This is a genomic window from Pseudoxanthomonas japonensis (assembly GCF_010093445.1).
GTDB lineage: Bacteria > Pseudomonadota > Gammaproteobacteria > Xanthomonadales > Xanthomonadaceae > Pseudoxanthomonas_A > Pseudoxanthomonas_A japonensis.
In genome coordinates, this window is sequence record NZ_PDWW01000008.1 from 42520 (window position 1) to 66841 (window position 24322).

Genomic DNA, 24322 nt, shown 5'->3' on the forward strand with positions numbered 1-24322 from the left:
CCATCTCCGGCGTTTGCCCATTGAACGCCGCGAGGCGACCCGAAGACCCTGGGGAGGGATTGGAACGATGAGTCAGGAACGTCCGTGGTTCAAGAGCTATCCGCAAGGCGTACCGCAGCAGGTGGACCTGGAGCAGTACCGCTCCATCGTGTCGGTCTTCGATGAGGCGATCAGCAAGTACCGCGACCGTCCTGCGTTCCGCAACTTCGGCAAGACCCTGACCTACGGCGAGGTCGACACGCTCAGCCGGCAGTTCGCGGCGTACCTGCTCGGCGAGCTCAAGCTCAAGAAGGGCGACCGCGTCGCCATCATGATGCCGAACTGCCTGCAGTACCCCATCGCGATCTTCGGCGTGCTGCGCGCCGGCCTGACGGTGGTCAACGTCAACCCGATGTACACCCCGCGCGAGCTGAAGCACCAGCTGGTGGATTCGGGCGCCAGCGTGCTGCTGGTCGTCGACAACTTCGGCAAGACCGCGCAGGAAGCCCTCGCCGGCACGCAGGTCAAGCAGGTGGTCACCACCGCGCTCGGCGACATGGTCGGTTTCCCCAAGGGCGCGATCGTCAACTTCGTGCTGAAGTACGTGAAAAAGATGGTGCCGGACTACGACATCCCCGGTGCCGTGCGTTTCAAGGACACGCTCACGCTGGGCCAGTTGCATACGTTGCCCGAGGTCGACATCGACTCCGGCGACATCGCCTTCCTGCAGTACACCGGCGGCACCACCGGCGTGGCCAAGGGCGCGATGCTGACGCACCGCAACCTGGTGGCGAACATGCAGCAGGCCGGCGTGTGGGTCGGCACCGGACTGGATTACGGCAACGAGGTGATCATCACCGCGCTGCCGCTGTACCACATCTTCGCGCTGACGGCGAACTGCCTGGTCTTCATGAAGCTGGGCGGCCTGAACCACCTGATCACCAATCCGCGCGACATGCCGGGCTTCGTGAAGGAACTGAAGGCCACGCGCTTCACCGCGATCACCGGCGTCAACACGCTGTTCAACGGCCTGCTCAACACGCCGGGTTTCGACGAAGTGGATTTCTCCAACCTCAAGATGACGCTCGGTGGCGGCATGGCCGTGCAGCGCGCGGTCGCGGAGAAGTGGAAGAAGGTCACCGGCGTGACGCTGGTCGAAGCCTACGGCCTGACCGAAACCTCGCCTGCCGCCTGCATCAATCCGATGGACCTGCACGACTACAACGGCGCCATCGGCCTGCCCGTCCCGTCCACCGACGCCTGTCTCAAGGACGACGATGGCAACGTCGTGCCGGTTGGCGAGGTCGGCGAGTTGTGCATCAAGGGTCCGCAGGTGATGAAGGGCTACTGGCAGCGTCCCGAGGAAACGGCGAACGTGATGGATGCCGATGGCTGGCTGCACACCGGCGACATGGCCAAGATGGACGAGAACGGCTTCTTCTACATCGTCGACCGCAAGAAGGACATGATCCTGGTGTCCGGTTTCAACGTGTACCCGAACGAGGTCGAGGACGTGATCGCCGGCCTGGACGGCGTGCTGGAAGTCGCCGCGATCGGCGTGCCCGATGAAAAGTCGGGCGAAGCGGTGAAGGTCTTCATCGTGAAGAAGGACCCTGCCCTCACCGCCGAACAGGTCAAGGCGTTCTGCCGCGACAACCTGACGGGCTACAAGCAGCCGCGTCACATCGAGTTCCGCACGGAGCTGCCGAAGACCAATGTCGGCAAGATCCTGCGCAAGGAACTGCGGGAGCCTGCGAAAACCGCGTGACGCCCTGTTCAGCTTCTTGTGGAAGGCCGGCCATGCGCCGGCCTTTTTCTTTTGGTTCAGGACTTTAGGGGTGAATTCTAGACGCCTGTCACAATTATCGGGACTGGGGGCGGCCTGGTGCCGTCAAGTTGCCGCAAGCGCGTATGTGCACTGGATTTTAATTATTCGTTCAGGTGTAGGATCGGCGCGTGATGCCACCTGCGTCACATTAATCCGTCACCCGCTTCCCCTGCCGCGCGGGCACTACCCCTCCAAGGAGCTCTCCATGAACAACGTCGAAAAACTGCAGCGTACCCGTGCCTTCCCGACCATCCGCGTCGAATCCGAACCGAGCGGCGATGCGCACTGGATGTATATGCATTCGGATGTCGCGCCGGGCGTGCGCCCCTGCTTCCGCAGCCAGATGCTCGACGACGTGCTGAGCTTCATGAACTCCATCACCCTGCGCGAATCCCAGCGCCAGCCCGGCAAGCTTCGTCACCTGGTCGTCGCCTCGGATGCGAACGCGTTCAACCTGGGTGGCGACCTGGAACTGTTCTCGCAGCTGATCCGCGAGAACAACCGCGACCGCCTGCTGAGCTACGCGCGCCGCTGCATCGATGGCGTCCATCATCTCAACACCGGCCTCGGCGGCGACGTGCGCACCATCGCGCTGATCCAGGGCGATGCGCTGGGCGGCGGCCTTGAGATCGCGCTGTCGTGCCACACCATCGTGGCCGAGGAAGGCGTGGACATGGGCCTGCCGGAAGTGCTGTTCGGACTGTTCCCGGGCATGGGCGCCTACTCGTTCCTGTGCAAGCGCGTGTCGCCGCAGGTGGCCGAGAAGATCATCCTGGAAGGCAACATCTACACCAGCGACGAGTTGTACAGGCTGGGCGTGGTCGACGTGCTGGTGCCGAAGGGCCAGGGCGCGGCGGCCGTGCAGACGATCATCGACAAGCAGCGCCGTTCGCCCCATGCGCACCTGGCCTTGAACGCCTGCCGCAACCTGGCGCAGCCGGTCGGCTACGACGAACTGATGGGCATCACCGAAGTGTGGGTCGACACCGCCCTGACGCTCGGCGACAAGTCGCTGAAGATGATGGAACGCATCGTCCGCGCGCAGGAAAAGCGTTCCATCCGCGCAGCCTGACGACCTGCAAGACCCTGCTTCCATCGCAGGGAACCACAGGGGAAATCAGGGGGTTGAAGCGCGCTTCGCGTCTTCAAGGGCGAGTCCGGGTCACCGTACTCGCCACGGACCCACGGATCCGCCGGTTCACCGCACGACATCTGCCACCCACCGGCCGTCATCGGCGGCCGGCAGGCGCATCACGGCGATGAGCTTTCGTTGCCCTTGTCGACCGCACTGCGGACACGCTGCCGGGCATCGAGCGCGGCACGGCCGTGGCTCAGGTGGGAGTTCAGCGCCGCCAGGCGATGCCGCCATTCGCGCGTGATCTGCCAGTCGGCCAGGCTCATCATCTCGCCCGCCGCCGCCGCCAGTTTCACCAGGCCCAGGTTGCTGGCCACGCCCTTCAGCGCGTGCGCATGCTCGCGCAGGTGTTCGCCATCGCCGCGCTCCATCGCATGCGCCATGGCGCCGATGCATCCGTCGGCGTCGTTGAGGCACTGCTCGATGAATTCGCGTTCGAACGCTTCACCCATGCCGAGCGCCGTCAGTTCGTCCAGCACGCTGACGTCGAGCACGCCGTCCGAGACTTCCACCGCGCGCGCGGGCGCCATGGAGACCGCAGTGGCAGTGACCCGGCCGGAGGTCGCGATGTCCGCCAAGGCGTCCAGCAGGCGGGTCGCGACGACCGGCTTGGCCAGGAACGCCCGCGCACCGGCCTGTTCGCAACGCTGGATGGATTCGGGCGTGACGTCCGCGCTGAGGATCAGCACGGGGGTGCGGCTGCCGCTGCCCGCTTCCATCACGCGCAGCTGCTTGAGCAGGTCGAGGCCGCTGAGGCCGGGCATGTGCAGGTCGCAGATGACCGCGTCGTAGGAGGCCGACTCCAGCGCGTCCAGCACTTCTTCGCCGCCGTTGACGCAGGTGATCCGATGGCCGGCCTTCTGCAGCAGCCGCTGGACGACCATGCGATTGGCTTCGTGGTCGTCGGCCACCAGGATCTGCATGCTGCGCACGCGGGCGCGATGACGCAGGAACGGATCCGAGAACGCGATGATGTTCTCCGCGCCCGAGGTTTCCGGTTCTTCCTGCAGCCACTCCGCATGGCCGTGCACCGCGGGTACCACGACGCGCTCGGGCACCGCTTCGAACGGAAGTTCCACCCAGAAGCAGCTGCCACGCTGTTCATGGCTCTCGAACCCGATGGTGCCGCCCATCGCTTCGGTCAGGCCCTTGGCGATCGTCGTGCCCAGGCCAGTGCCGCCGTAGCGGCGCGACAGGCTGACGTCGGCCTGCTCGAACGCCTCGAACAGGCGCTCGCGCAGTGCGAGCGGTACGCCGATGCCGGTATCGGTGACGGTGAAGCGCAGGCGCACCTGGCTGCCCTCGACCAGGGATGGCGTGACGACCACGCGCACTTCGCCCTCGTCGGTGAACTTGACCGCGTTGCCGGCGAGGTTCAGCAGCACCTGGCGCAGGTGGCCGGCGTCGCCGCGCAGCTTGAGCGGGATCGCGTCGTCGACGACGCCTTCGTAGCGCACCTGCTTGCCGCGTGCCTGTGGCATCAGGATCAGGCCGATGTTGTCGACCAGTTCGCGCGGCGAGAACTCCACCACGTTGAGCTTGACCTTGCCCGCTTCGATCGCGGAGATGTCCAGCACGTCCTCGACCAGCCCCAGCAGCGTGCGCGTGGAGGCCTGGATGGTGGACAGGCATTCGCGCTGCTCGGCATCCAGTCGCGTGGTCGCCAGCAGTTCGGACATGCCCGCCAGCCCGTTCAACGGCGTGCGGAACTCGTGGCTCATGTTGGCGAGGAAGCGGCTCTTGGCCTCGTTCGCGCGACGCGCCTCGTCGGTGGCGCGGGTCAGGTCGCGCAGCAGGCCGGACAGGTACATCGGCACCGCGATCAGGCCGAGCACCAGGCCCACGCCCAAGGTCAGGTTGCTGCGCCAGTAGTCGTTCATCGCGACCACGGCTGCGAATGCCGTGCTCGCCATCGCCACCGCCACCACCAGGTACCGGTTGCCGTAGCGCAGGCCGTTGCCGACCGTGATCCACATCAGCACCACGTAGGCCCACGACAGCGGTTCGCCCATGCCGTTCATCGCGGCGGCCAGCAGGCCGTAGTCGGCGATCATGCCCAGCGCACGGCGCGCGTGCGACTTGCCCGGCTGCACCAGCAGCCACGCGAAGATGCCCAGGCTGTTGACCAGGCCCGAGGTGATGATGGTCAGGACGATCGCGTACTCGCCCGGCGGCAGCGCCGCGCGCGAGGACGGCAGCAATGCGTACGTCAGGATGATGGAGATCAGGGCGACACGGATCAGCGCCTGGCCGTGTTCACTGTCGCCGCGATGCGCCAGTCGGGACTTGATCCAGCCGATGGGATTGGTCATGGCTCACTCCATCCCTGGACGGTTCTGCACCGTCGAGTAGCGTTCGCAGATGTCGTCCAGCCGCGCCCGCCCTCGGATCAGCGCGTCGACACATGCGGGGTCGAACAGGCGACCGCGCTGCGCATACAGGTAAGCCAGTGCGGCGTCCTTGTCCCACGCCTTCTTGTAAGGCCGCGGCGAGATCAGTGCATCGAACACGTCCGCCACCGCCACTATCCTCGCTTCCAACGGGATCTGCTCGCCGACGAGGCCATCGGGATAACCGCTGCCGTCGTAGCGTTCATGATGCCGCAGCGCGATCAGCGCGCCGGTCTGGATGAAGCGGTTCTGGCTGCCCGAGAGCAACTGGTGGCCGATCTTCGGGTGGCGGCGCATGACCTCGGTTTCGTCCGCGGTCAGCGGCCCAGCCTTCATCAGCACCGAATCGGGGATCGCGATCTTGCCCATGTCGTGCAGCGGCGCGGCCATCTCGATGGTGCGTACTTCGTCTTCCGGCAGGCCGAGCTGCTCGGCGATCAGCCCGGCCACGTGGGCCATGCGTTCCAAGTAGGCGCTGGTGCCGCTGTCGCGGTACTCGATGGCGCGCGCCAGGCGCGACAGCGTCTCGCGTTCGCGCTCCTCCACCTCGTGCATGCTGGACAGCAGGCGCTGCTCCAGCGACAGGGCGCGCTGCTTGACGTTCTCGGACTGCTGGCGGAGCTGCAGCAGGTTGCGGCAGCGGGCGCGCAGTTCGCGCGGCCGCACCGGCTTGACCAGGAAATCGATGACGCCGGCTTCCAGCGCGGCCTGGCGGATCGGCTCGTCGCCGACCACGGTGATCAGGATGATCGCGATGTCGCGATGCATCGGCAGCCGGCGGAAGCGGCGGGCGAACTCCAGCCCGTCCATGCCCGGCATGCGGTAGTCCAGCAGCAGCAGGTCGGTGCGGTTCTTCTCGCACCATTCCAGTGCGGCCAGCGGATCGCCGAAATCATGGACGGCCAGCTCGGACGCGATGTCCTCGATGACATGGCGCAGCATCGTGCGCGCAGACGTCTGATCGTCGACGATGACGATGTTCAAAGCGTTACCTACCCCTTGGGGCCACATCACGTGGCTGTCGGGCAAGGATACTCCGGCGGGGCTCGCATCCAACATGTCGTCAGTCCTGTCCGGTGGCACGGGCCCGGGCGGGGTCCGTGAACCACGAAGGGAACCGATGCGAATCACGGGGCCCCCTCCCCTGATCTCTATCGGCGCGGGCGGAGGAAAATTGACCGCCCTGCGCGTGAAACGACGCAGGAAGCGTGCCAGCCGTCGCAATGGCCTGTCGGGGCTCAGCAAATTGATCTCCGTCACGGATTTGCGGTCTTCCCGACCGGTCCGTGGCGGGCTGCTGACGGGAAGGCGACCATCCTGGGACAGCCCTTCCCGCAGCAGTGGTCCCGCCGCGTCATCCCGACGGGTGCGTATGCTGCCCCGGAGCGTCACTTCGTCGACGCGCCGGGGTTCGTTTCAACCCTGGCTTTCAGGACGCATGTAAGGGAACAACAGCACGTCGCGGATCGAATCGGAGCCGGTCAGCAGCATGACCAGGCGGTCGATGCCGATGCCCAGCCCGCCGGTCGGCGGCAGGCCGACTTCCAGCGCGCGGATGTAGTCGGCGTCGAAGTGCATGGCCTCGTCGTCGCCGCCTTCCTTGGCCTGGACCTGCGCCATGAAGCGCGCCGCCTGGTCCTCGGGGTCGTTCAGTTCGGAGAAGCCGTTGGCGATCTCCTTGCCGTTGATGAACAGCTCGAAACGGTCCGTATAGCCCGGCTGGTCGTCGTTGGCACGGGCCAGCGGCGACACTTCGACCGGGTGGTCGGTGATGAAGGTCGGTTGCACCAGGGTGTGTTCGACCGTCTTCTCGAAGATCTCCAGCAGCAGCTTGCCCCAGCCGTAGGACGGCTTGACGTGGATCTTCAGGCGTTCGCAGTGGCGCGCCAGCGCATCGCGGTCGGTGCAGTCGGCGGCGCTGATCTCGGGGTTGTGGTGGCGGACGGCCTCATCCATGCGCCAGCGGCGGAACGCCGGCTCCAGGTCGATGTCCTGCCCGTCCCACGCCACCTGGCCGGTCCCGAGCACTTCATGCGCCACGTCGCGGATGACGCCCTCGGTCAGGTCCATGATTTCGGTGTACGTGGCGTAGGCCTCGTACAGTTCGAGCATGGTGAATTCGGGGTTGTGGCGGGTGCTGACGCCCTCGTTGCGGAAGTTGCGGTTGATCTCGTACACCCGCTCCAGGCCGCCGACCACCAGGCGCTTCAGGTACAGCTCCGGCGCCACGCGCAGGTACAGGTCCAGGTCCAGCGCGTTGTGGTGGGTGGTGAACGGCTTGGCCGCGGCACCGCCGGGAATGTAATGCATCATCGGCGTCTCGACCTCGAGGAAGCGCCGGGTATCCAGCCACTCGCGGATCGCGCGGATGATGCGCGAGCGCTTGATGAAGACCGCGCGCGCTTCCGGGGTGACGATCAGGTCGACGTAACGCTGGCGGTAGCGCTGCTCCACGTCCGACAGCCCGTGCCACTTGTCCGGCAGCGGGCGCAGCGACTTGGTCAGCAGGCGGAGGGTGTCGGCCTTCACCGACAGTTCGCCGGTACGGGTGCGGGTCAGACCGCCCTCGACGCCGATGATGTCGCCGATGTCCCAGCCCTTGAACGCATCGTAGGTTTCGCCCAGCGTGTTGGCCTGCAGGAACAGCTGGATGCGGCCGGACTCGTCCTGGATCTGCACGAAGCTCGCCTTGCCCATCACGCGCTTGGCCATCAGGCGGCCAGCCAGCTTCACCTGCCGCCCGCTGCCTTCCAGTGCCTCGCCGGTCCACAGGTCGGCGTCCTCGTACTGCGTCTGCAGGTCGCCTGCGTAGTCGCTTCGCCGGAAGTCGTTGGGAAACGCGATGCCCTGCCCGCGCAGCGCGGTCAGTTTGGCGCGACGCTCGGCGATGAGGCTGTTCTCGTCCTGCGGAGGCGTGTGGTCGGTCATCGGTTCTTATCGTGTTCTTGGACGTGGGAGCGACGTGAGTCGCGAGCTGTTTCGGTGCACCTTCGCGACTCACGTCGCTCCCACAAGGGAGCTTCCGATCGCGTCAGGCGTCGATGCGTTTGGAACCGGCTTCCAGGCCGGATTTCAGGCTGGCCTCGACGAACTCGTCAAGATCGCCATCCAACACCTTCTGTGTATCCGAACGCTCCACGCCGGTGCGCAGGTCCTTGATGCGGCTCTGGTCCAGCACGTAGTTGCGGATCTGGCTGCCCCAGCCGATGTCGGACTTGGTGGCTTCCACCGCATCGCGCTCGGCGTTGCGCTTCTGGATCTCCTGCTCGTACAGCTTGGCGGCCAGCATCTTCATCGCGTTGTCGCGGTTCTGGTGCTGGCTGCGGCCGGTCTGGCAGGCGACGACAATACCGGTCGGCACGTGGGTGATGCGCACCGCCGATTCGGTCTTGTTGACGTGCTGGCCGCCGGCGCCGGACGAGCGGTACACGTCGGTCTTCAGGTCGGCCGGATTGATGTCGATGTCGATGTTGTCGTCGACTTCCGGCGACACGAACACCGACGTGAAGCTGGTGTGGCGGCGGTTGTCGGAGTCAAACGGCGACTTGCGCACCAGGCGGTGCACGCCGGTTTCGGTCTTCAGCCAGCCATAGGCGAAGTCGCCTTCCACCCGCAGCGTGGCCGACTTGATGCCGGCGACGTCGCCGCCGCTGGCTTCCATCAGTTCGGTCTTCCAGCCGCGCGATTCGCACCAGCGCAGGTACATCCGCAACAGGATTTCCGCCCAGTCCTGCGCCTCCGTGCCGCCGGCACCGGCCTGGATGTCGACGAAGGCGTTGGAGCTGTCCATCTTGCCGGAGAACATGCGCTGGAATTCCAGCTTGTCCACGTGGACAGCGTAGCGCTCCACGTCGGCCACCACGGCGCTCGCGGTGTCCTCGTCGTTCTCCATCTCGGCCAGTTCCAGCAGTTCGCCGGCGCCGGTCAGGCCTTCCTCGATGTCGCGGATGCCGTTGACCGTCTTGTCCAGCAGCGAACGCTCACGGCCGAGCTGCTGGGCGTATTCGGCGTTGTTCCAGATGTCCGGGCTTTCCAGCTCGCGGTTTACTTCTTCCAGGCGCTCGCGCTTGGCATCGTAGTCAAAGATACCCCCGGAGCGAGGCCAGCCTGTCCTGCAGGTCGGCGATGCGCTGGCGGATGGGATTGAGCTCGATCATGGGTCGTGGGGCGGGGCTGGAAACGGTCGGCAAGGATACCAGAGGCATGCGCGGCGCCGTGCCGGGGCCCGCTGCGTGGAACGGGACTTGCATCGTTGCGGGCGCGTCCTTCCGAGAGCCGTCCGCGCATGCCGACTCCCGCCACTCCCCTGCCCGTCCCGTTGCTGCCGTGGCTGCTCGGCCTCGCGCTGCTGGCCGGCCTGCCGTCTTCGCGCGCCCAGGGTACGCAGCCGGTCGTGGACCAGCGTGCCGACGAGGTGAAGCGCTGCCTGCAGTTGCGGCGCGATGCTCCCCTGGTCGCGGTCGCACTGGCGGAGTCGCTGCTGCGCGAGCCCGACCTGGCAGTCGAGGACGAAGTGAAGATCTACAGCTGCCTCGGCATCGCGGCCGGGTTGTCGGGCGACAGGACCCGCGCCGTGGAGGCCGGTGCGCAGATGGAGCGCCTGGTAAAGGAGCACCCCCGCCTGCCCGCGCAGTTCCGTGCACGCGCCTATTCGCAGGCCGGCTCGGTGTTCCACGGCGCGGGCCAGATCCGTCGCGCCGAAGCCGCCTATCTGGACGCACAGGGTCTGGCTGCGCAGCTGCCGGCCGAGGAGGCCGCGCTGTTCCAGGCCACCACGCTGGCCAACATCGGCCTGATCCATACGGACTACCTGGATTCGCCGGAGATCGCGGATGGCTATTACCGCAAGGCCTTGGCGGCCGCGGACTCGGTCGGCCTGGAGGATCCGCTGATCCTGCATAACCATGCCCTCAACCTGGTCGCACTTGGCCGTACCGACGAGGCGATGGCCGTGATCGACCACGGCGAAGCGGTGGCGCGACGCAAACAGGCGCAATCCGTGGTCGATCGCCTGCGGGCCGAACGGGCGGGCCTGTGGATCGCGCAGGGCCGCCTCGCCCAGGCCAGGCCGCTGCTCGACGCCGTCATCAGCGCCCAACAGGCCAGTGCCGACAAGCCTGGCCTCGCCGGGTCGCTGGCCAAGCTGTCGACGCTGCAACGCCTGTCCGGCGACTACGCCGGCGCTTTGGCGACCGCCAAGCGCGCCTGGTCGAACGTGGATGGCACGCCTCAACCGCAGAAGCAGCGCGAGGTACTGCGTGCCTGGATGGCCGCGCATGCCGCGCAAGGCCAGGCCGACGACGCCATGGACGTCGGCGCGCGCCTGCATGCACTGGACATGCAGGCGCTGAAGGAACAGCGACTCGAGCTGCTGGCCGACCTGCAGGCCCGCAGCGAAAGCGCCGCCGCACAGCGCGAACTGGCCACGATGCGCCACCAGGCGCAGATCCGTGTGCTGAACGACGAGAAGTCGACGTTGCTGCGCCGCTACGGCATCGCCCTGCTGGTGTTGCTGGTGCTTGCCGGCGTCGGTTTCGGCCTTCTGCAACGTCGCAAGAACCGGCAGCTGCGCAAGGTCAGCGCCACCGATCCACTGACCGGCCTGCGCAACCGGCGCGCCGCGACCGAGGCGATGAAGGCGATCTCGTCGCAACGCCCGGTGGCCGGCACCCGCCACGTACTGTTCCTGATCGACATCGACCACTTCAAGAAGGTCAACGACGGCTTCGGCCACCATGCCGGCGACCAGGTGCTGATCGCGCTGGCGCACCGCCTGCGCGAGATCGGCCGCGTGGACGACGTCATCGCCCGCTGGGGTGGCGAGGAATTCCTGATGGCCTGCGCCGACCTTACCGAGGCGCAGGCCTGCACCGTCGCGTCAAGGCTGCACGAAGCCCTGTGCGAAGTGCACGAACTGGCGCCCCGTCAGCAGTGGCCGTTGACCGTGTCGCTGGGCTTCGCGCCCTTCCCGTTCTTCGACAACGCGACCGGCGGCTGGGACTACGCATTGCGCATGGCCGACCGCGCTCTGTACGCCGCCAAGGACCGTCGTAACGCCTGGGCCGGCCTGTGGGGGCGCACGTTGCCGGCGGGTGCCACGCTGCAGGCGCTGCTGGAAGCACCCGAGGAGGCCGTCCGCAGCGGCGCCATCGAACTGGTCGCCAGCTATGCGGTGGAACGCCTGCCACAGGTGCCGGCATCGCGCGCGGCCTGATCAGGCGGCTTCGGCGCCGGTCCGCTGGCGCAGGTCCTGCCGGTAACGTCGGCTGCATGGCAGGGCGCTGCCATCCTTCATGTGCACGCGCGCGTCGCCGGTATCCAGCGGTTCGATCGACACCACCTGGTCGAGGCTGACGATGTAGCTGCGATGGATGCGGGCGAACCGGCGCGGATCCAGCCGCGCCTGGATGCCGGCGACGGTGCTGCGCAACGGGTAGTCGTGGCCGCGGACGCGCAGGTTGACGTAGTTGCCTGCCGCCTGCAGCCACTCGATGTCGTTGGCGGCCACCAGGAAATCGCGGCCGAGCTTGCGCACCAGGAACCGGTCCGGCTGGTCCACCGGTTCCAGGGGCGGCCCCTCGTCGGGCTCGGCGAGCAGGCTGGCCTCGCCCTGCCAACGCCGCAGGAGCAGCCGATAGGCCTCCATGGTCAGCACGATGTAGGCGAAGCTCCGGATGTCCTTCAGGTATTCGTAGAACAGTTCGCGCGGCCACGGCCCGAAGTCGTAGCTCATTCCCTGAAGGCGGTAGGCCAGTATGCGCAGCGCCACCATGCCGACCACATGCACCACGCAGACCACGAGGCTGGCACCGACATACCGCGCCATCTGTCGGCGCCAGTCGCCCCACAGGAAGGGAAAGCGGCGGGTAAACCAGGCCATCGCCGGCAGCACGACCAGCAGCCACATCACCGCGCTGCTGGCCTCCCAGACCGCCGGCTCCCACGCCTGCACGCCGGATTCGCCGCGCCGGAAGTCCATCAGCGTGGTGATGCTGTTGGCGATGCAGTTCGCCCCGATCATCGCTACCCAGAAGCCGGCCTCGGCCCAGCGCTTCCAGGGCAGATAGCGTTCGTAGGTCAGCGTGGCACGTTCGGTCATGCACGCATTCTAGCGGTCGCCCCGGCGTGCACCCTCCGCGATCCGTCCCTCGATGCCGGCCATTGGCCCCTCCGCGACCGCCATGCGTCCCTTCGCGGTGGAAGCGCGCAGCCCGGCATCGGACGCTGGCCGCCGACAACACAAGGAGACGATCATGCAACGCCGCCACGATCTGGACTGGGTCCGCGTCTGCGCCTTCGGGCTGCTGGTGCTCTACCACGTCGGCATGTACTACGTGACCTGGGACTGGCATGTGAAGAGCCCGGACGCCAGCGATGCGCTGGAGCCGTTCATGCTGCTCAGTTCGCCGTGGCGCCTGTCGTTGCTGTTCCTGGTATCCGGTGCGGCCACCGCCTTCCTGCTCGGCAAGGCACGTCAGGCAGCGGACGCGACGGGAACGCGCACCCGCTTCCTCGGCGCCCGCTCCTGGCGGCTGCTGGTGCCGCTGGTCTTCGGCATGCTCGTGATCGTGCCCCCGCAGGCCTACTACGAAGTGGTGGAACAGCTGCCGGGTGGCTATCACGAGGGCTACATGGCGTTCTACGGACGCTACCTCACCGCCTACGACGGCTTCTGCGACGCCGACGGCTGCCTCAGGATCCCGACCTGGAACCATCTGTGGTTCGTCGCCTACCTGTGGGTCTATACCGTGGTCCTGTGGCTGCTGTGGCGACTGGCGCCGCGGGTGCTCGACGCCAGCCGCCACCTGCTCGCCACGCGGCTGTCGGGGCTGGGGGTGCTGATCTGGCCGGTCCTGTTCCTGGGCGTGGCCCGGGTGTTGCTGGTCGGCCGCTTCGAGCAGACACACGCGCTGGTCGACGACTGGTACAACCATGCGCAGTACTTCGGCGTGTTCCTGTTCGGCTTCCTCGTCGCGCGCGCCGACGGGGTATGGCAGGCGATCGACCGGCTGCGCTGGCCCGCGCTGGTGACCTGGCTCGCCAGCTGGGCGGGACTGATCGCCTATTTCACCCGCTTCGCCGATGTCGATCCGCCGGACACGCTGCGCATGGCGATGCGGTTGGCCTGGGCGCTGAACCAGTGGTGCGCCATCGTCGCGGTGCTCGGTTTCGCGCACCACTGGCAGCCGGGCGACAGTCGCGTGCTGCGCTACCTGGTGCCTGCCGTCTTCCCGGTCTACATCCTGCACCAGACCGTCATCGTGGTGGTGGCGCATCACCTGAAACCGTTGGCGATTCCGCCGCTGGTCGAAGGTCCTCTGCTGGTCGCGATCACCTTCGCCACATGCTTCGCCGGCTACGAAGGCATCCGGCGCGTCGGCTGGCTGCGGCCGCTGTTCGGTCTGGCGCAAAAGCAGACGCCGCGCGCGGAGGCAGCGGCGGCGGTCGCGGAGCGGCCGTGAGCCAGGCTCAGGCGAGCGGCAGCCAGTGCCGCAGCAGCAACTGGATGCCGCGACGGTCCTTCCAGTCGTCGGTATCCAGTTGATAGGCCGCCTGGATGCGCGCCGGCGGCGGCACGTCCTGCCAACCGTTGAAGTGGATGGCGTTGAGCGCAGAGGATTGACCTGGCGGCCGCAGCGAGAACTTCAGGTGCTTCTCGCCCACGACCCGCCAATCCAGCACGTCGAACACGCCATCGAACACCGGTTCGGGAAAGCCCTGCCCCCACGGACCGGCGCCACGCAGTACGTCGGCATGGGTCCGATCGAGCTCAACGGGCGAGAGTTCGCCATCGCTCAGGATCTCCTCGCGCAGCAGATCCTCGTCGAGCATCGTGGATGCGTACTGGTGGAAGGCCGCGCGGAACGACGGCAGTGCGCTTTCGTCCAACGAAAGCCCCGCCGCCATCGCATGGCCACCGAAGCGCTGGATCACGCCGGGATGCAGTGCATCGACTGCCGCGAGCGCGTCGCGGATGTGGAAGCCCGGGATCGAGCGAGCCGAACCACGCAGGGTGGTGCTGCCGGGCTCGGCGGGCGCAAACGCGATCACCGGCCGATGCAGCCGTTCCTTGATCTTGGAGGCGACCAGACCGACCACGCCGGGATGCCACTCCGGATCGAACAGGCACGGTGCCAGCGGCACCGGCGCGCCGTCGGTGCTTTCGATGCGTGCGAGCGCCGTATGCGCCTCGTCGACCATCTGCTGCTGCACGCCACGCCGTTCGGCGTTGATGCCGTCGAGCACGCGCGCCATCTCATCCGCCTGGGTGGCGTCGTCGGTCAGCAGGCAGGCGATGCCGAGCGCCATATCCTCCAGCCGTCCCGCCGCATTGAGGCGCGGCGCGATGGCGAAGCCGATATCGGCGGCGGTCAGGCGTGCCGGGTCGCGTCCGGCCACGCGTATCAGTGCCTGCAGGCCGGCGCATCCCTGTCCGGCGCGCAGGCGTCGCAGGCCGGCGCCGACGAGGGCGCGGTTGTTGGCATCCAGCGGCACCAGGTCGGCGACCGTGCCGATGGCGACGAGGTCGAGCAGCGTGGAGAGATCCGGCTCAGCGCCCGAGAACGCGGCGCGCTCGCGCAGCACCCGGCGCAGCGCCAGCAGCACATAGAACATCACGCCGACGCCGGCCAGCATCTTGCTGGGGAACGGATCGCCACGCAGGTTCGGATTGACGATGACATCCGCTGGCGGCAGTCGATCTCCCGGCAGGTGATGGTCGGTGACCAGCACCTGCCAGCCACGCGCTTTCGCTTCGGCAATACCGGCATGACACGCGATGCCGTGGTCGACCGTCACCAGCAGGTCGGGCTGCAATGCCGCCAGTTCGTCCACCAGCGACGGCGACAGGCCGTAGCCGTGAACCATGCGGTTGGGCACCGCTGGCGTCACCCGGCGCGCGCCGAGCAGGCACAGGCCGCGCACGCCGACCGCGCAGGCGGTGGCGCCGTCGCAATCGAAATCGCCGACGATGACGATGTGCCGGTCCTGCGCGATCGCATCGGCCAGCAGCGCGGTGGCCGCATCCAGGCCACCCAGCGAATCCGGGGCCAGCAACTGCGCGAGCCGCGGCTGGGCCTGGTCGATCGACAGCGCGCCGCGAGCCTCGTAGATCCGGCGCAGCAGAGGCGGCACGCTGTCCGGCCATTGCCCGCCCGCCACGATGGCGCGACGGCGGATACGCGGGGATGGCGTCATGCCGGAACGTGGTCCGGGCGCGCCGTTTCCAGTCGCTGCAGCGCACCGCGCCACAGGCGCCAGCGCTGGTCGCGGCGCAGGGAGAACAGGGCGCCGTCTTCGAAGTCGAGGTTCAGCGCATCCAGTTCGCGCTTGCGCAGCGCATCGAGCAACGGGCGCAACGCATCGGTGCACAGCAGATCGAGATTGCGCAGGTGGCGCAGGTCGATCAGGGCATCGACACCGCCCTCCCCGTTGGCATGCGTGGCTTCGACACCAGCCACCTGCGCGAGCGACTGCAGCAGCACGTCGTTACCCTTCACCTGGCGGAAGCCGGTACTCACAGCGTCCGGGAGCACGCCGCCGCCCCAGAACCACAGCGAGTTCACCGGCGGCTTGCCCAGCGCTGCACGTTGCGCGTTCCACGGATGGTTGTGCAGCAGCACCTGCGCTTCGCTGAGCAGCGCACGCCAACGCCGGCCAGCATCGCCTTCCGGCAGGTGCGCAAAAAGATCGTCGCCGAGGACCTCGCTGGCCGGCGCGAATGCGGGCAGCTTCGCGTCAAGGGGCAAGCGCAGGTACCAGCGCGACGGGTCCGGCGCATCGAGCAGCATGCCGGCATCGCCGAACAGGGGCTTCAAGGCCGGCAGCAGCTGCGTGGTGTCGTCGTCCGTGAGTGCGAGCGCTTCGCCGTAGGCGAGCATGCGCGCGCCGGTCATGTCGGGCGACACGCGCGCCGGATCGGCGCGGAGCCAGGTCGCACCGGCCGCATCGCGCGCGTCGCGTTGCCGGGTCAGCGCCGCGACCGGCCAATGGTCGGGCACCAGCCGGAACTGGCGGCGCAGCTGCGCGCGCTCGCCCGCCTCGCCTTCCGCGCGGTCCGCACGTCCGAGCGCCTTGGCGATGTCGGGCGGCAGCACCTGCCCGACCAGGCGGGTCCGCGCAGGCAGCAGCAGGGTGGCCTGGGCCATCGGTCCGTCAGTCGGCGTAGGAGACGCTGACGATTTCGTACTCGCGCTGGCCGGCGGGCGCATCGATGGTGACGCTGTCGCCTTCGTGCTTGCCGATCAGGGCGCGCGCCAGCGGCGAGGAAATCGCGATCAGGCCCAGCTTGATGTCGGCTTCCAGGTCGCCGACGATCTGGTAGCGCTTTTCTTCATCGGTATCCACGTCGGCCAGCACCACCTTGGCGCCGAACACGATGCGCGAACCGGCGTTGAGCTTGCTGACGTCGATGATCTCCGAATGCGACAGCTCGCCTTCCAGCTGCTTGATGCGGCCTTCGATGAAACCCTGCTGCTCGCGCGCAGCGTGATACTCGGCGTTCTCCTTCAGGTCGCCGTGCGCACGCGCTTCGGCGATAGCCGTGATCACCTCGGGACGCTTGACCGTCTTCAGCAGATCCAGTTCCTGGCGCAGGCGCTGCGCGCCTTGCATGGTCAATGGGGCTCTCACCCTTGAAGCTCCTTGTGCAGTTCCTGCAACGCCAGCACCGGGCCCGTGCCGCGGTATTCCAGCGAATGCACCAGCGCCTTGGCGCCGGCGACGGTCGTCGAATAGGTGACGCGGTGCTGCAGGGCCTCGCGCCGGATGGAGAAGGAGTCGGCGATCGCCTGGCGTCCTTCCGTGGTGTTGACGATATACACGATTTCGCCGTTCTTGATCAGGTCTACGACGTGCGGGCGGCCTTCCAGCACCTTGTTGATCTGCTCGCAGGCGATGCCGTGCTCACCCAGCCACGCCGCCGTGCCCGCCGTGGCGACGATGCTGTAGCCGCGGCCGACCAGTTCCTGCGCCACCGGCAGCACGCGCTTCTTGTCCGGGTCGCGCACCGAAATGAACACCTTGCCCACCGGCGGCGCCTTGATGCCACCGGCTTCCTGCGCACGCGCCATGGCCGCACCGAAGCTGCGGCCCACGCCCATCACCTCGCCCGTGGAGCGCATCTCCGGGCCGAGGATCGGGTCGACGCCCTGGAACTTGGCGAACGGGAAGATCGCTTCCTTGACCGAGTAGTAGTCCGGCACGATTTCCCTGGTGGCGCCCTGCCCGGCCAGCGTCCTGCCGGCCATGCAGCGGGCCGCTATCTTCGCCAGCGGCATGCCGGTGGCCTTGGACACGAACGGCACCGTGCGCGAGGCGCGCGGATTCACTTCCAGCAGGTAGATGATGTCGTCATTGCCGTCTTCGCCAAGCTGGATGGCGAACTGGGTGTTCATCAGGCCGACGACCTTCAGGGCCTTGGCCAGCTCGACCACCTGGCGGCGCAGCTCGTCCTGCGTCTTCGCCGACAGCGAGTACGGCGGTAGCGAACACGAGGAGTCGCCCGAGTGCACGCCCGCCTCTTCGATATGCTCCATCACGCCGCCGATCAGCACGTTGCCCTCGGCGTCCGCAATGATGTCGACGTCCACTTCCACCGCGTTGTCGAGGAAGCGGTCCAGCAGCACCGGCGAATCGTTGGAGACCTTCACCGCGTCGCGCACGTAGCGGGCCAGGTCGGATTCGCCATAGACGATCTCCATCGCGCGGCCACCCAGCACGTACGACGGACGCACGACCAGCGGGTAGCCGATCTCGCGCGCCAGCAGCAGCGCCTCCTGGTCGTTGCGGGCGATGCGGTTGGGCGGCTGCTTCAACGCGAGCTTGTCGACCAACTGCTGGAAGCGCTCGCGGTCCTCGGCCAGGTCGATGGAATCCGGGCTGGTGCCGATCACCGGCACGCCATTGGCCTCGAGCGCACGCGCGAGCTTCAGCGGCGTCTGACCGCCGTACTGCACGATGACGCCCTTCGGCTGCTCCAGTTCGACGATCTCCAGCACGTCTTCCAGCGTCAGCGGCTCGAAGTACAGGCGGTCGGGGGGGTCGTAGTCGGGGGGGACGGTTTCCGGGTTGCAGTTGACCATGATGGTCTCGAACCCGTCCTCGCGCAGCGCCAGCGCGGCATGCACGCAGCAGTAGTCGAACTCGATGCCCTGGCCGATGCGGTTGGGACCGCCGCCGAGGATCATGATCTTGTCGCGGTTGGTGGGCAGCGCCTCGCACTCGTCCTCATAGGTCGAATACAGATAGGCGGTGCTGGTGGCGAACTCGGCCGCGCAGGAGTCCACGCGCTTGTAGACCGGCTTCACGCCCAGCGCCTTGCGCAGCACGCGCACGGCGGCCTCGTCGGTGCCGGCCAGCTGCGCCAGGCGCGCATCGGAAAAGCCCATGCGCTTCAGGCGACGCATGCGCGCCTTGTCGAGCGAGCCCAGGCCGTCGGTGGCGAGCTGCTGCTCGGCGGCGATGATCTCTTCCATCTGGTCGAGGAACCACGGGTCGATAAACGACAGCGCGTGCACCTGCTCCACCGTCATGCCGGCGCGGAACGCATCGGCCACGTAGAACAGGCGTTCCGGGCCCGGCGCCTTCAGTTCGCGCCGCAGCGTGGCCAGGTCATCCTCGTCGGCCAGGTCGAGGCCCGTGGGGTCGAGGCCGACCTTGCCGGTCTCGAGCCCACGCAATGCCTTCTGCAGCGATTCCTGGAAGGTGCGGCCCATCGCCATCACCTCGCCCACCGACTTCATCTGGGTGGTCAGGCGCGCATCGGCCTGCGGGAACTTCTCGAACGCGAAGCGCGGGATCTTGGTAACCACGTAGTCGATCGCCGGCTCGAACGAGGCCGGGGTCAGGCCGCCGGTGATCTCGTTCTTCAGTTCGTCCAGCGTGTAGCCCACGGCCAGCTTGGCCGCGACCTTGGCGATCGGGAAACCGGTGGCCTTGGAGGCCAGCGCCGAGGAACGCGATACGCGCGGATTCATCTCGATGACGACGACGCGACCGGTCTGCGCATTGATCCCGAACTGCACGTTCGAACCGCCGGTGTCCACGCCGATCTTGCGCAGCACGGCGATGGACGCGTCGCGCAGGCGCTGGTACTCCTTGTCGGTCAGCGTCTGCGCCGGCGCGACGGTGATGCTGTCGCCGGTGTGCACGCCCATGGGATCGAGGTTCTCGATCGAGCAGACGATGATGCAGTTGTCCGCGGTGTCGCGGACTACTTCCATCTCGAATTCCTTCCAGCCCAGCACCGATTCTTCCACCAGCACTTCGGTAGTCGGCGACAGTTCGAGGCCGCGGGTGACGATGTCGACCAGTTCCTCGCGGTTGTAGGCGATGCCGCCGCCGCTGCCGCCCAGCGTGAAGCTGGGACGGATGATGGTGGGATAGCCGACGCGGGTCTGGATCTCCAGCGCTTCTTCCAGCGTATGGGCAACGGCGGCCTTCGGGCATTCCAGCCCGATCTCGCCCATCGCCACGCGGAACAGCTCGCGGTCTTCGGCCATGCGGATGGCATCGCGCTTGGCGCCGATCAATTCGACGCCGTACTTCTCCAGCACGCCATTGTCGGCCAGGTCCAGCGCACAGTTCAGCGCGGTCTGGCCGCCCATCGTCGGCAGCAGCGCGTCGGGCTTCTCCTTGGCGATGATCTTCTCGACCGTCTGCCAGTTGATCGGCTCGATGTACACCGCGTCCGCCATCTCCGGGTCGGTCATGATGGTCGCGGGATTGCTGTTGACCAGCACCACCCGGTACCCCTCCTCGCGCAGCGCCTTGCAGGCCTGCGCGCCGGAGTAGTCGAACTCGCAGGCCTGGCCGATGACGATCGGGCCTGCGCCGATGATGAGGATGGTCTTGAGGTCTTGACGCTTGGGCATGGGGGACTGCTTCCAGGGTTACGGGGCCGAGGCGGTCTTCGCGTTCGGCCCGATGTACTTGTCAAAGAACGCCAGCATCTTGGTGTAGAGATTGACGTTGTTCTGCAGGTCGCGGAATCCGTGCGCTTCCTTCTTCTCCACGATCACGTCCTCGGGCTTCTTGCCCACCTTGGCCAACTGGGAAATCAGGAAGTGCATGTTCTTGATCGGCACGCGCACGTCTTTCTCGCCGTGGACCAGCAGGATCGGCGCCTTGATGCGCTCCACGCCGTAGGCAGGCGACTGCGCCATGCGCTCGGCGGCGGTCGGCGGGTAGACGTCCTTCAGGTAGTTGCGACCGCTCTCGTGTTCCATGAAGTCCGCACTACGCTGGGCATCCAGGTCGTAGACGCCCACGTAGCCGACGGTGCAGCGGTAAAGATCCGGCTCGCGCACCACGCTCATCAACGCAGCATATCCGCCATAAGACGCGCCGTAGATGCAGACGCGGTTGGGATCGGCAATGCCCTGCGCAACCGCCCACCGGACCGAGTCGGTGAGATCGTCCTGCATGGTGGTACCCCACTTGCGGTAGCCCATGCCCTCGAACGCGTTGCCGTAGCCGCCCGAGCCGCGATAGTTGATCTGCAGAACGGCGTACCCACGATTCGCGAACAACTGGACTTCGGGATTGAATCCCCAATCGTCGCGCGGGCCGTGCGGGCCACCATGCGGGTTGATGATGAGAGGCAGCTTCTTGCCTTCGCTGTTCTTCGGGATCGTGATGTAGCCGTGAAGCGAAAGACCGTCCCGCGCCTTCACCACGATCGGCTTCATCGGCGACATTTCCTCGGGCTTGATCCAGTCCATGCTGGCGGCGAGAAACTTCGCCTGGCCGGCATCACGGTCAAACAGGTAAGCCTCGGAAGGCATCGTGTCTGCGTAGACGCGCATGGCGAAGTAACGCCCATCCTGCGACGGCCGCAGGAAGCGGACCGCCTTGCCCGGAAACGCTTTCACCAGTCCCGCGTAAACCTTGGTTTCGGGATGGTCTGGTGCGACCCAGTCCCAGTAGGGAACGCCATCCTCGTACCACACGCCCAGCAGCGTCTTCTCGTCGCTGCTCCACAGGTAGGCCGACGGGCTGACGATGCCATTGCTCGACAGGACAGTCTCCGAGCGCGTGTCCGGGTCCAGAAGCACGATGGTTTCCGGCTTTCCCTGCTCGCCCTTCGCCATGTAGACGCGCTTGTTCTCGGCGTCGAAACCGAGGGGGAAATATGTAGCGCCGTTGCGTTCGCTCTCATGGACAAGGGTCCACTTGTCGCCGTCCCGGCGATAGGTGACGTTGCGGCCATCGTTCATGGCGCCCGATACGAAACGGACTTTCCGCTCATGGTCCACGAGGAAGCTGCCCTGCTCCACGGGTGCCGTCGCAACGGTCGTCGTCCGGCCATTGTTGACGTTCAATTTGAACAGGAACGACGTTTCGACGGACCGTTCGACCAGGATGGTGTCCGGATCCTCCGGCGTCAGGTCGACGATGTTGTAGTAGTTGCCGTTGGGAATATCGAGCCGACCCGTGCCGTCGATGTTGGAAGCGTACAGGTCGCCCTTCGAGGTCTCGAAGTCGAAGCGGCCTGTCTTGAAGGTCACGAAGAACAGCAGGCGATTGTTGTTCGCCCAGAGAACTTGCCGGAAGTGCCTATTCTCGCCGTAATCCCACTTGCCGACGACGCCTTGATCCGAGACGCGCAGCACCGCCAGCACGGTCCGGTCATCCTGCGGCACCGTAACGGCCATGTGCTTGCCGTCCGGCGATACACTGATGGAGGTGAACTCAGGATCCTTGAAGAAGTCCTGGATAGGCACCTCACGCGCGAAGCCCTGCAAAGGCAACAGCGCAAGCAGCAACAACAGACGGACCATCACTTTCATCTTCCACTCCCTGAGATGGGGCGGCATCCACTGCGACCCCGTACGGACACTCGATGGCTTGGCGCCATCCCCCTCACGATGACCGTGTCTGCTCCATGCAGGCGACGAACCGGTCGAACAACGGTGCAACGTCATGCGGACCCGGCGAGGCTTCCGGATGTCCCTGGAACGAGAACGCTGGCGCGTCGGTCAGTTCGATGCCCTGGTTGGTGCCGTCGAACAGCGAGCGGTGGATGACGCGCACATTCGCCGGCAGCGAGGCTTCATCGACGGCGAAGCCGTGGTTCTGCGAGGTGATCATCACCCGGCCGCTGTCGAGATCCTGCACCGGATGGTTCGCGCCGTGGTGGCCGTGGCCCATCTTCATGGTCTGCGCGCCGGCGGCGAGCGCCAGCAGCTGGTGACCCAGGCAGATGCCGAAGGTCGGGATCTTCTTCGCGATGAACTCGCGGATGGCGGTGATGGCGTAGTCGCACGGCGCCGGGTCGCCCGGGCCGTTGGACAGGAACACGCCATCGGGCTGCAGCGCCAGCGCGTCGGCGGCGCTGGTCTGCGCCGGTACCACGGTGACGTCGCAACCGCGCTCGGCCAGCATGCGCAGGATGTTGTGCTTCACGCCGAAGTCGTAGGCCACGACCTTGAGCGTCGCCGGCGCCTGCACGAAGGCGTTGCGGTCCAGATCCAACTGGCCGTCGCGCCATGGATACGGTGTGTCGGTGGTGACCACCTTGGCCAGGTCCATGCCCTTCAGGCCGGGGAACTTGCGTGCGGCTTCGAGCGCCTTCTCGACATCGACATCGTCGCCGGCCATCAGCGCGCCGTTCTGGGCGCCGCGCTCGCGCAGGATGCGGGTCAGCTTGCGGGTGTCGATGCCGGCGATGGCCACGATGCCGCGCGTGGACAGCCACTCCGGCAGGGCCTGCTGGTTGCGCCAGCTGCTGGGGCGGCGCGGCACGTCACGCACGATCAGGCCGGCGCACCAGACCTTGGACGCTTCGTCGTCCTGGTCGGTGCAGCCGGTGTTGCCGATATGGGGATACGTCAGGGTGACGAGCTGGCGGGCGTAGGACGGGTCGGTCAGGATTTCCTGGTAGCCGGTCATCGCGGTGTTGAACACCACTTCGCCGACCGAAAGGCCGTCTGCGCCTACGGATTCGCCCTCGAATACGGTGCCGTCTTCGAGTACGAGAATTGCGGGTCGTGTCACGGGGTTCGCCTTGGGGTGGAGGAACCCTGTCCCACCGGCTTGCGGCTGCAAGAAACCGCGAACGCGGCGTTGATCCGGTCCGTGGCGATGGGTAACAGGCGAGCGGGAATTGTACGGAAACGGCCTGTTCAGCGCCACCGTTTTTTTACCCGTCAGACCATTGGCAGACCGCTGCCGGCATGCGTGTTCAGTTTCCGGGATAACGTTCGCGTTCCCGCCGCTTCAGTCCAGCAGGTCACGCACCCGGTAGTCGCCGGCCGGCCGGTCGAGCAGCTTGCGCGCCACATGCAAGGCGCCGCGGGCGAACACGTCACGATGCGTCGCGCGGTGGACCAGCTCGATGCGCTCGCCCAGGCCGGCGAACTGCACCGTATGCTCACCGACGATGTCGCCTGCACGCAGGCTGGCGTAGTGCACCTGCGCGCCCGCACTGGCGGCCGCCTGGCCCAGCGTCAGCGCGGTACCCGACGGTGCGTCCTTCTTGTGCACGTGGTGCGACTCCACGATATCGATGTCCCAGCCGGGCAGCGCGGATGCCGCACGCTCCACGAGTTCCGCCAGCACGGCGACGCCGAGGCTGAAGTTGGTCGCCCAGACCAGAGGAATGGTGGTAGCCGCCGCCGCCAGCGCGGACTGCTGCGCGGACGAGATGCCGGTGGTGCCCGATACCAGGGCCGCCTTGCGCTCGACGCACAGTGCGAGGACCGGATCGAAGCCTTCAGGCAGGCTGAAATCGATGGCGACATCGAACGCCGGCACGCCCGCCAGTTCGCTGGCTGCGAAATGCGGCACGCCATCGACGACGCGTGGCGACGGTGTGCGTCGCGTCACGGCGCCGACCACCTGGTAGCGCTCGGGCTCGGCAGCCGCAAGACGGAGTAACGCCTGGCCCATCCTGCCGGATGCGCCATGGATCAGGAGACGGGTCGGTGAGGTGTTCATGGCCGCATGGTAGCCGCGGTCCGCCGGGCTGGCGACCGCCTGGGTGCGCTC

Annotated in this window: 16 protein-coding genes; 4 read left to right on the forward strand and 12 right to left on the reverse strand. The window is 66.8% G+C overall.

The window, feature by feature from the left end; translation table 11 throughout:
• Window positions 1–67 precede the first annotated feature (67 nt).
• Together CSC78_RS07890 and CSC78_RS07895 are read left to right on the forward strand one after the other, a co-directional pair.
• The gene (locus tag CSC78_RS07890; protein ID WP_162337362.1) at window positions 68–1747 is read left to right on the forward strand and encodes a long-chain fatty acid--CoA ligase; all 1680 of its coding nucleotides are present in this window, start codon (window positions 68–70) and stop codon (window positions 1745–1747) included.
• A gap of 265 nt (window positions 1748–2012) precedes the next feature.
• Window positions 2013–2879 carry a crotonase/enoyl-CoA hydratase family protein gene (locus tag CSC78_RS07895; protein WP_162337363.1) on the forward strand — a complete coding sequence of 289 codons (867 nt, stop codon included), beginning with the start codon at window positions 2013–2015 and terminating at the stop codon, window positions 2877–2879.
• A gap of 179 nt (window positions 2880–3058) precedes the next feature.
• Here the strand turns inward: CSC78_RS07895 and CSC78_RS07900 are convergent, their stop codons facing one another.
• The 4 genes from CSC78_RS07900 to prfB all read right to left on the reverse strand — a co-directional run bounded on the left by CSC78_RS07900 (window position 3059) and on the right by prfB (window position 9489).
• Entirely contained in the window at window positions 3059–5254 is a 2196-nt protein-coding gene (locus CSC78_RS07900; RefSeq protein WP_162337364.1) for an ATP-binding protein, read from the reverse strand.
• Window positions 5255–5257: 3 nt separating this feature from the next.
• Complete coding sequence (locus CSC78_RS07905; protein ID WP_238391202.1) at window positions 5258–6343, reverse strand: response regulator; 1086 nt, start codon at window positions 6341–6343, stop codon at window positions 5258–5260.
• Between the two features lie 405 nt (window positions 6344–6748).
• Window positions 6749–8260 carry a lysine--tRNA ligase gene (gene lysS, locus CSC78_RS07910; protein WP_162337366.1) on the reverse strand — a complete coding sequence of 504 codons (1512 nt, stop codon included), beginning with the start codon at window positions 8258–8260 and terminating at the stop codon, window positions 6749–6751.
• Window positions 8261–8363: 103 nt separating this feature from the next.
• Window positions 8364–9489, reverse strand: a protein-coding gene (prfB, locus tag CSC78_RS07915; RefSeq protein ID WP_162337434.1) for a peptide chain release factor 2 whose coding sequence is annotated in 2 segments (ribosomal slippage) — window positions 8364–9413 and window positions 9415–9489 — 1125 coding nt in all. Because the reading frame shifts where the segments join, the coding sequence is not laid out codon by codon here.
• A gap of 128 nt (window positions 9490–9617) precedes the next feature.
• Between prfB and CSC78_RS07920 the strand changes: the two genes are divergently transcribed.
• Complete coding sequence (locus CSC78_RS07920; RefSeq protein ID WP_162337367.1) at window positions 9618–11546, forward strand: GGDEF domain-containing protein; 1929 nt, start codon at window positions 9618–9620, stop codon at window positions 11544–11546.
• On the opposite strand, the gene CSC78_RS07925 is transcribed toward CSC78_RS07920, so the two are convergent.
• Complete coding sequence (locus tag CSC78_RS07925) at window positions 11547–12431, reverse strand: LytTR family DNA-binding domain-containing protein (protein ID WP_162337368.1); 885 nt, start codon at window positions 12429–12431, stop codon at window positions 11547–11549.
• A 154-nt stretch (window positions 12432–12585) separates the two neighbouring features.
• On the opposite strand from CSC78_RS07925, the gene CSC78_RS07930 reads away from it, so the two are divergent.
• Entirely contained in the window at window positions 12586–13794 is a 1209-nt protein-coding gene (locus tag CSC78_RS07930) for an acyltransferase family protein (RefSeq protein ID WP_162337369.1), read from the forward strand.
• 7 nt (window positions 13795–13801) lie between these two features.
• Here the strand turns inward: CSC78_RS07930 and recJ are convergent, their stop codons facing one another.
• From recJ to dapB, 7 genes are all read right to left on the reverse strand, one after another.
• Window positions 13802–15529 (reverse strand): single-stranded-DNA-specific exonuclease RecJ, encoded by a 1728-nt coding sequence (gene recJ / locus CSC78_RS07935; protein ID WP_162337370.1) that lies wholly within the window; start codon window positions 15527–15529, stop codon window positions 13802–13804.
• The gene (locus tag CSC78_RS07940) at window positions 15526–16479 is read right to left on the reverse strand and encodes a phosphoglycerate mutase (RefSeq protein WP_162337371.1); all 954 of its coding nucleotides are present in this window, start codon (window positions 16477–16479) and stop codon (window positions 15526–15528) included. The genes recJ and CSC78_RS07940 overlap by 4 nt, the downstream gene beginning before the upstream one ends.
• Before the next feature lie 7 nt (window positions 16480–16486).
• Entirely contained in the window at window positions 16487–16951 is a 465-nt protein-coding gene (gene greA / locus CSC78_RS07945; RefSeq protein WP_192271214.1) for a transcription elongation factor GreA, read from the reverse strand.
• Window positions 16952–16959: 8 nt separating this feature from the next.
• A complete protein-coding gene (gene carB / locus CSC78_RS07950) occupies window positions 16960–20205 on the reverse strand; it encodes a carbamoyl-phosphate synthase large subunit (RefSeq protein ID WP_162337373.1) in 3246 nt (1081 codons plus the stop codon).
• A gap of 18 nt (window positions 20206–20223) precedes the next feature.
• Window positions 20224–22122, reverse strand: coding sequence for a S9 family peptidase (locus CSC78_RS07955; RefSeq protein ID WP_162337374.1), 1899 nt, complete (start codon window positions 22120–22122; stop codon window positions 20224–20226).
• A 73-nt stretch (window positions 22123–22195) separates the two neighbouring features.
• Window positions 22196–23329 carry a glutamine-hydrolyzing carbamoyl-phosphate synthase small subunit gene (carA, locus tag CSC78_RS07960; protein WP_162337375.1) on the reverse strand — a complete coding sequence of 378 codons (1134 nt, stop codon included), beginning with the start codon at window positions 23327–23329 and terminating at the stop codon, window positions 22196–22198.
• 222 nt (window positions 23330–23551) lie between these two features.
• Window positions 23552–24271 (reverse strand): 4-hydroxy-tetrahydrodipicolinate reductase, encoded by a 720-nt coding sequence (dapB, locus tag CSC78_RS07965; protein WP_162337376.1) that lies wholly within the window; start codon window positions 24269–24271, stop codon window positions 23552–23554.
• Window positions 24272–24322: the final 51 nt, after the last annotated feature.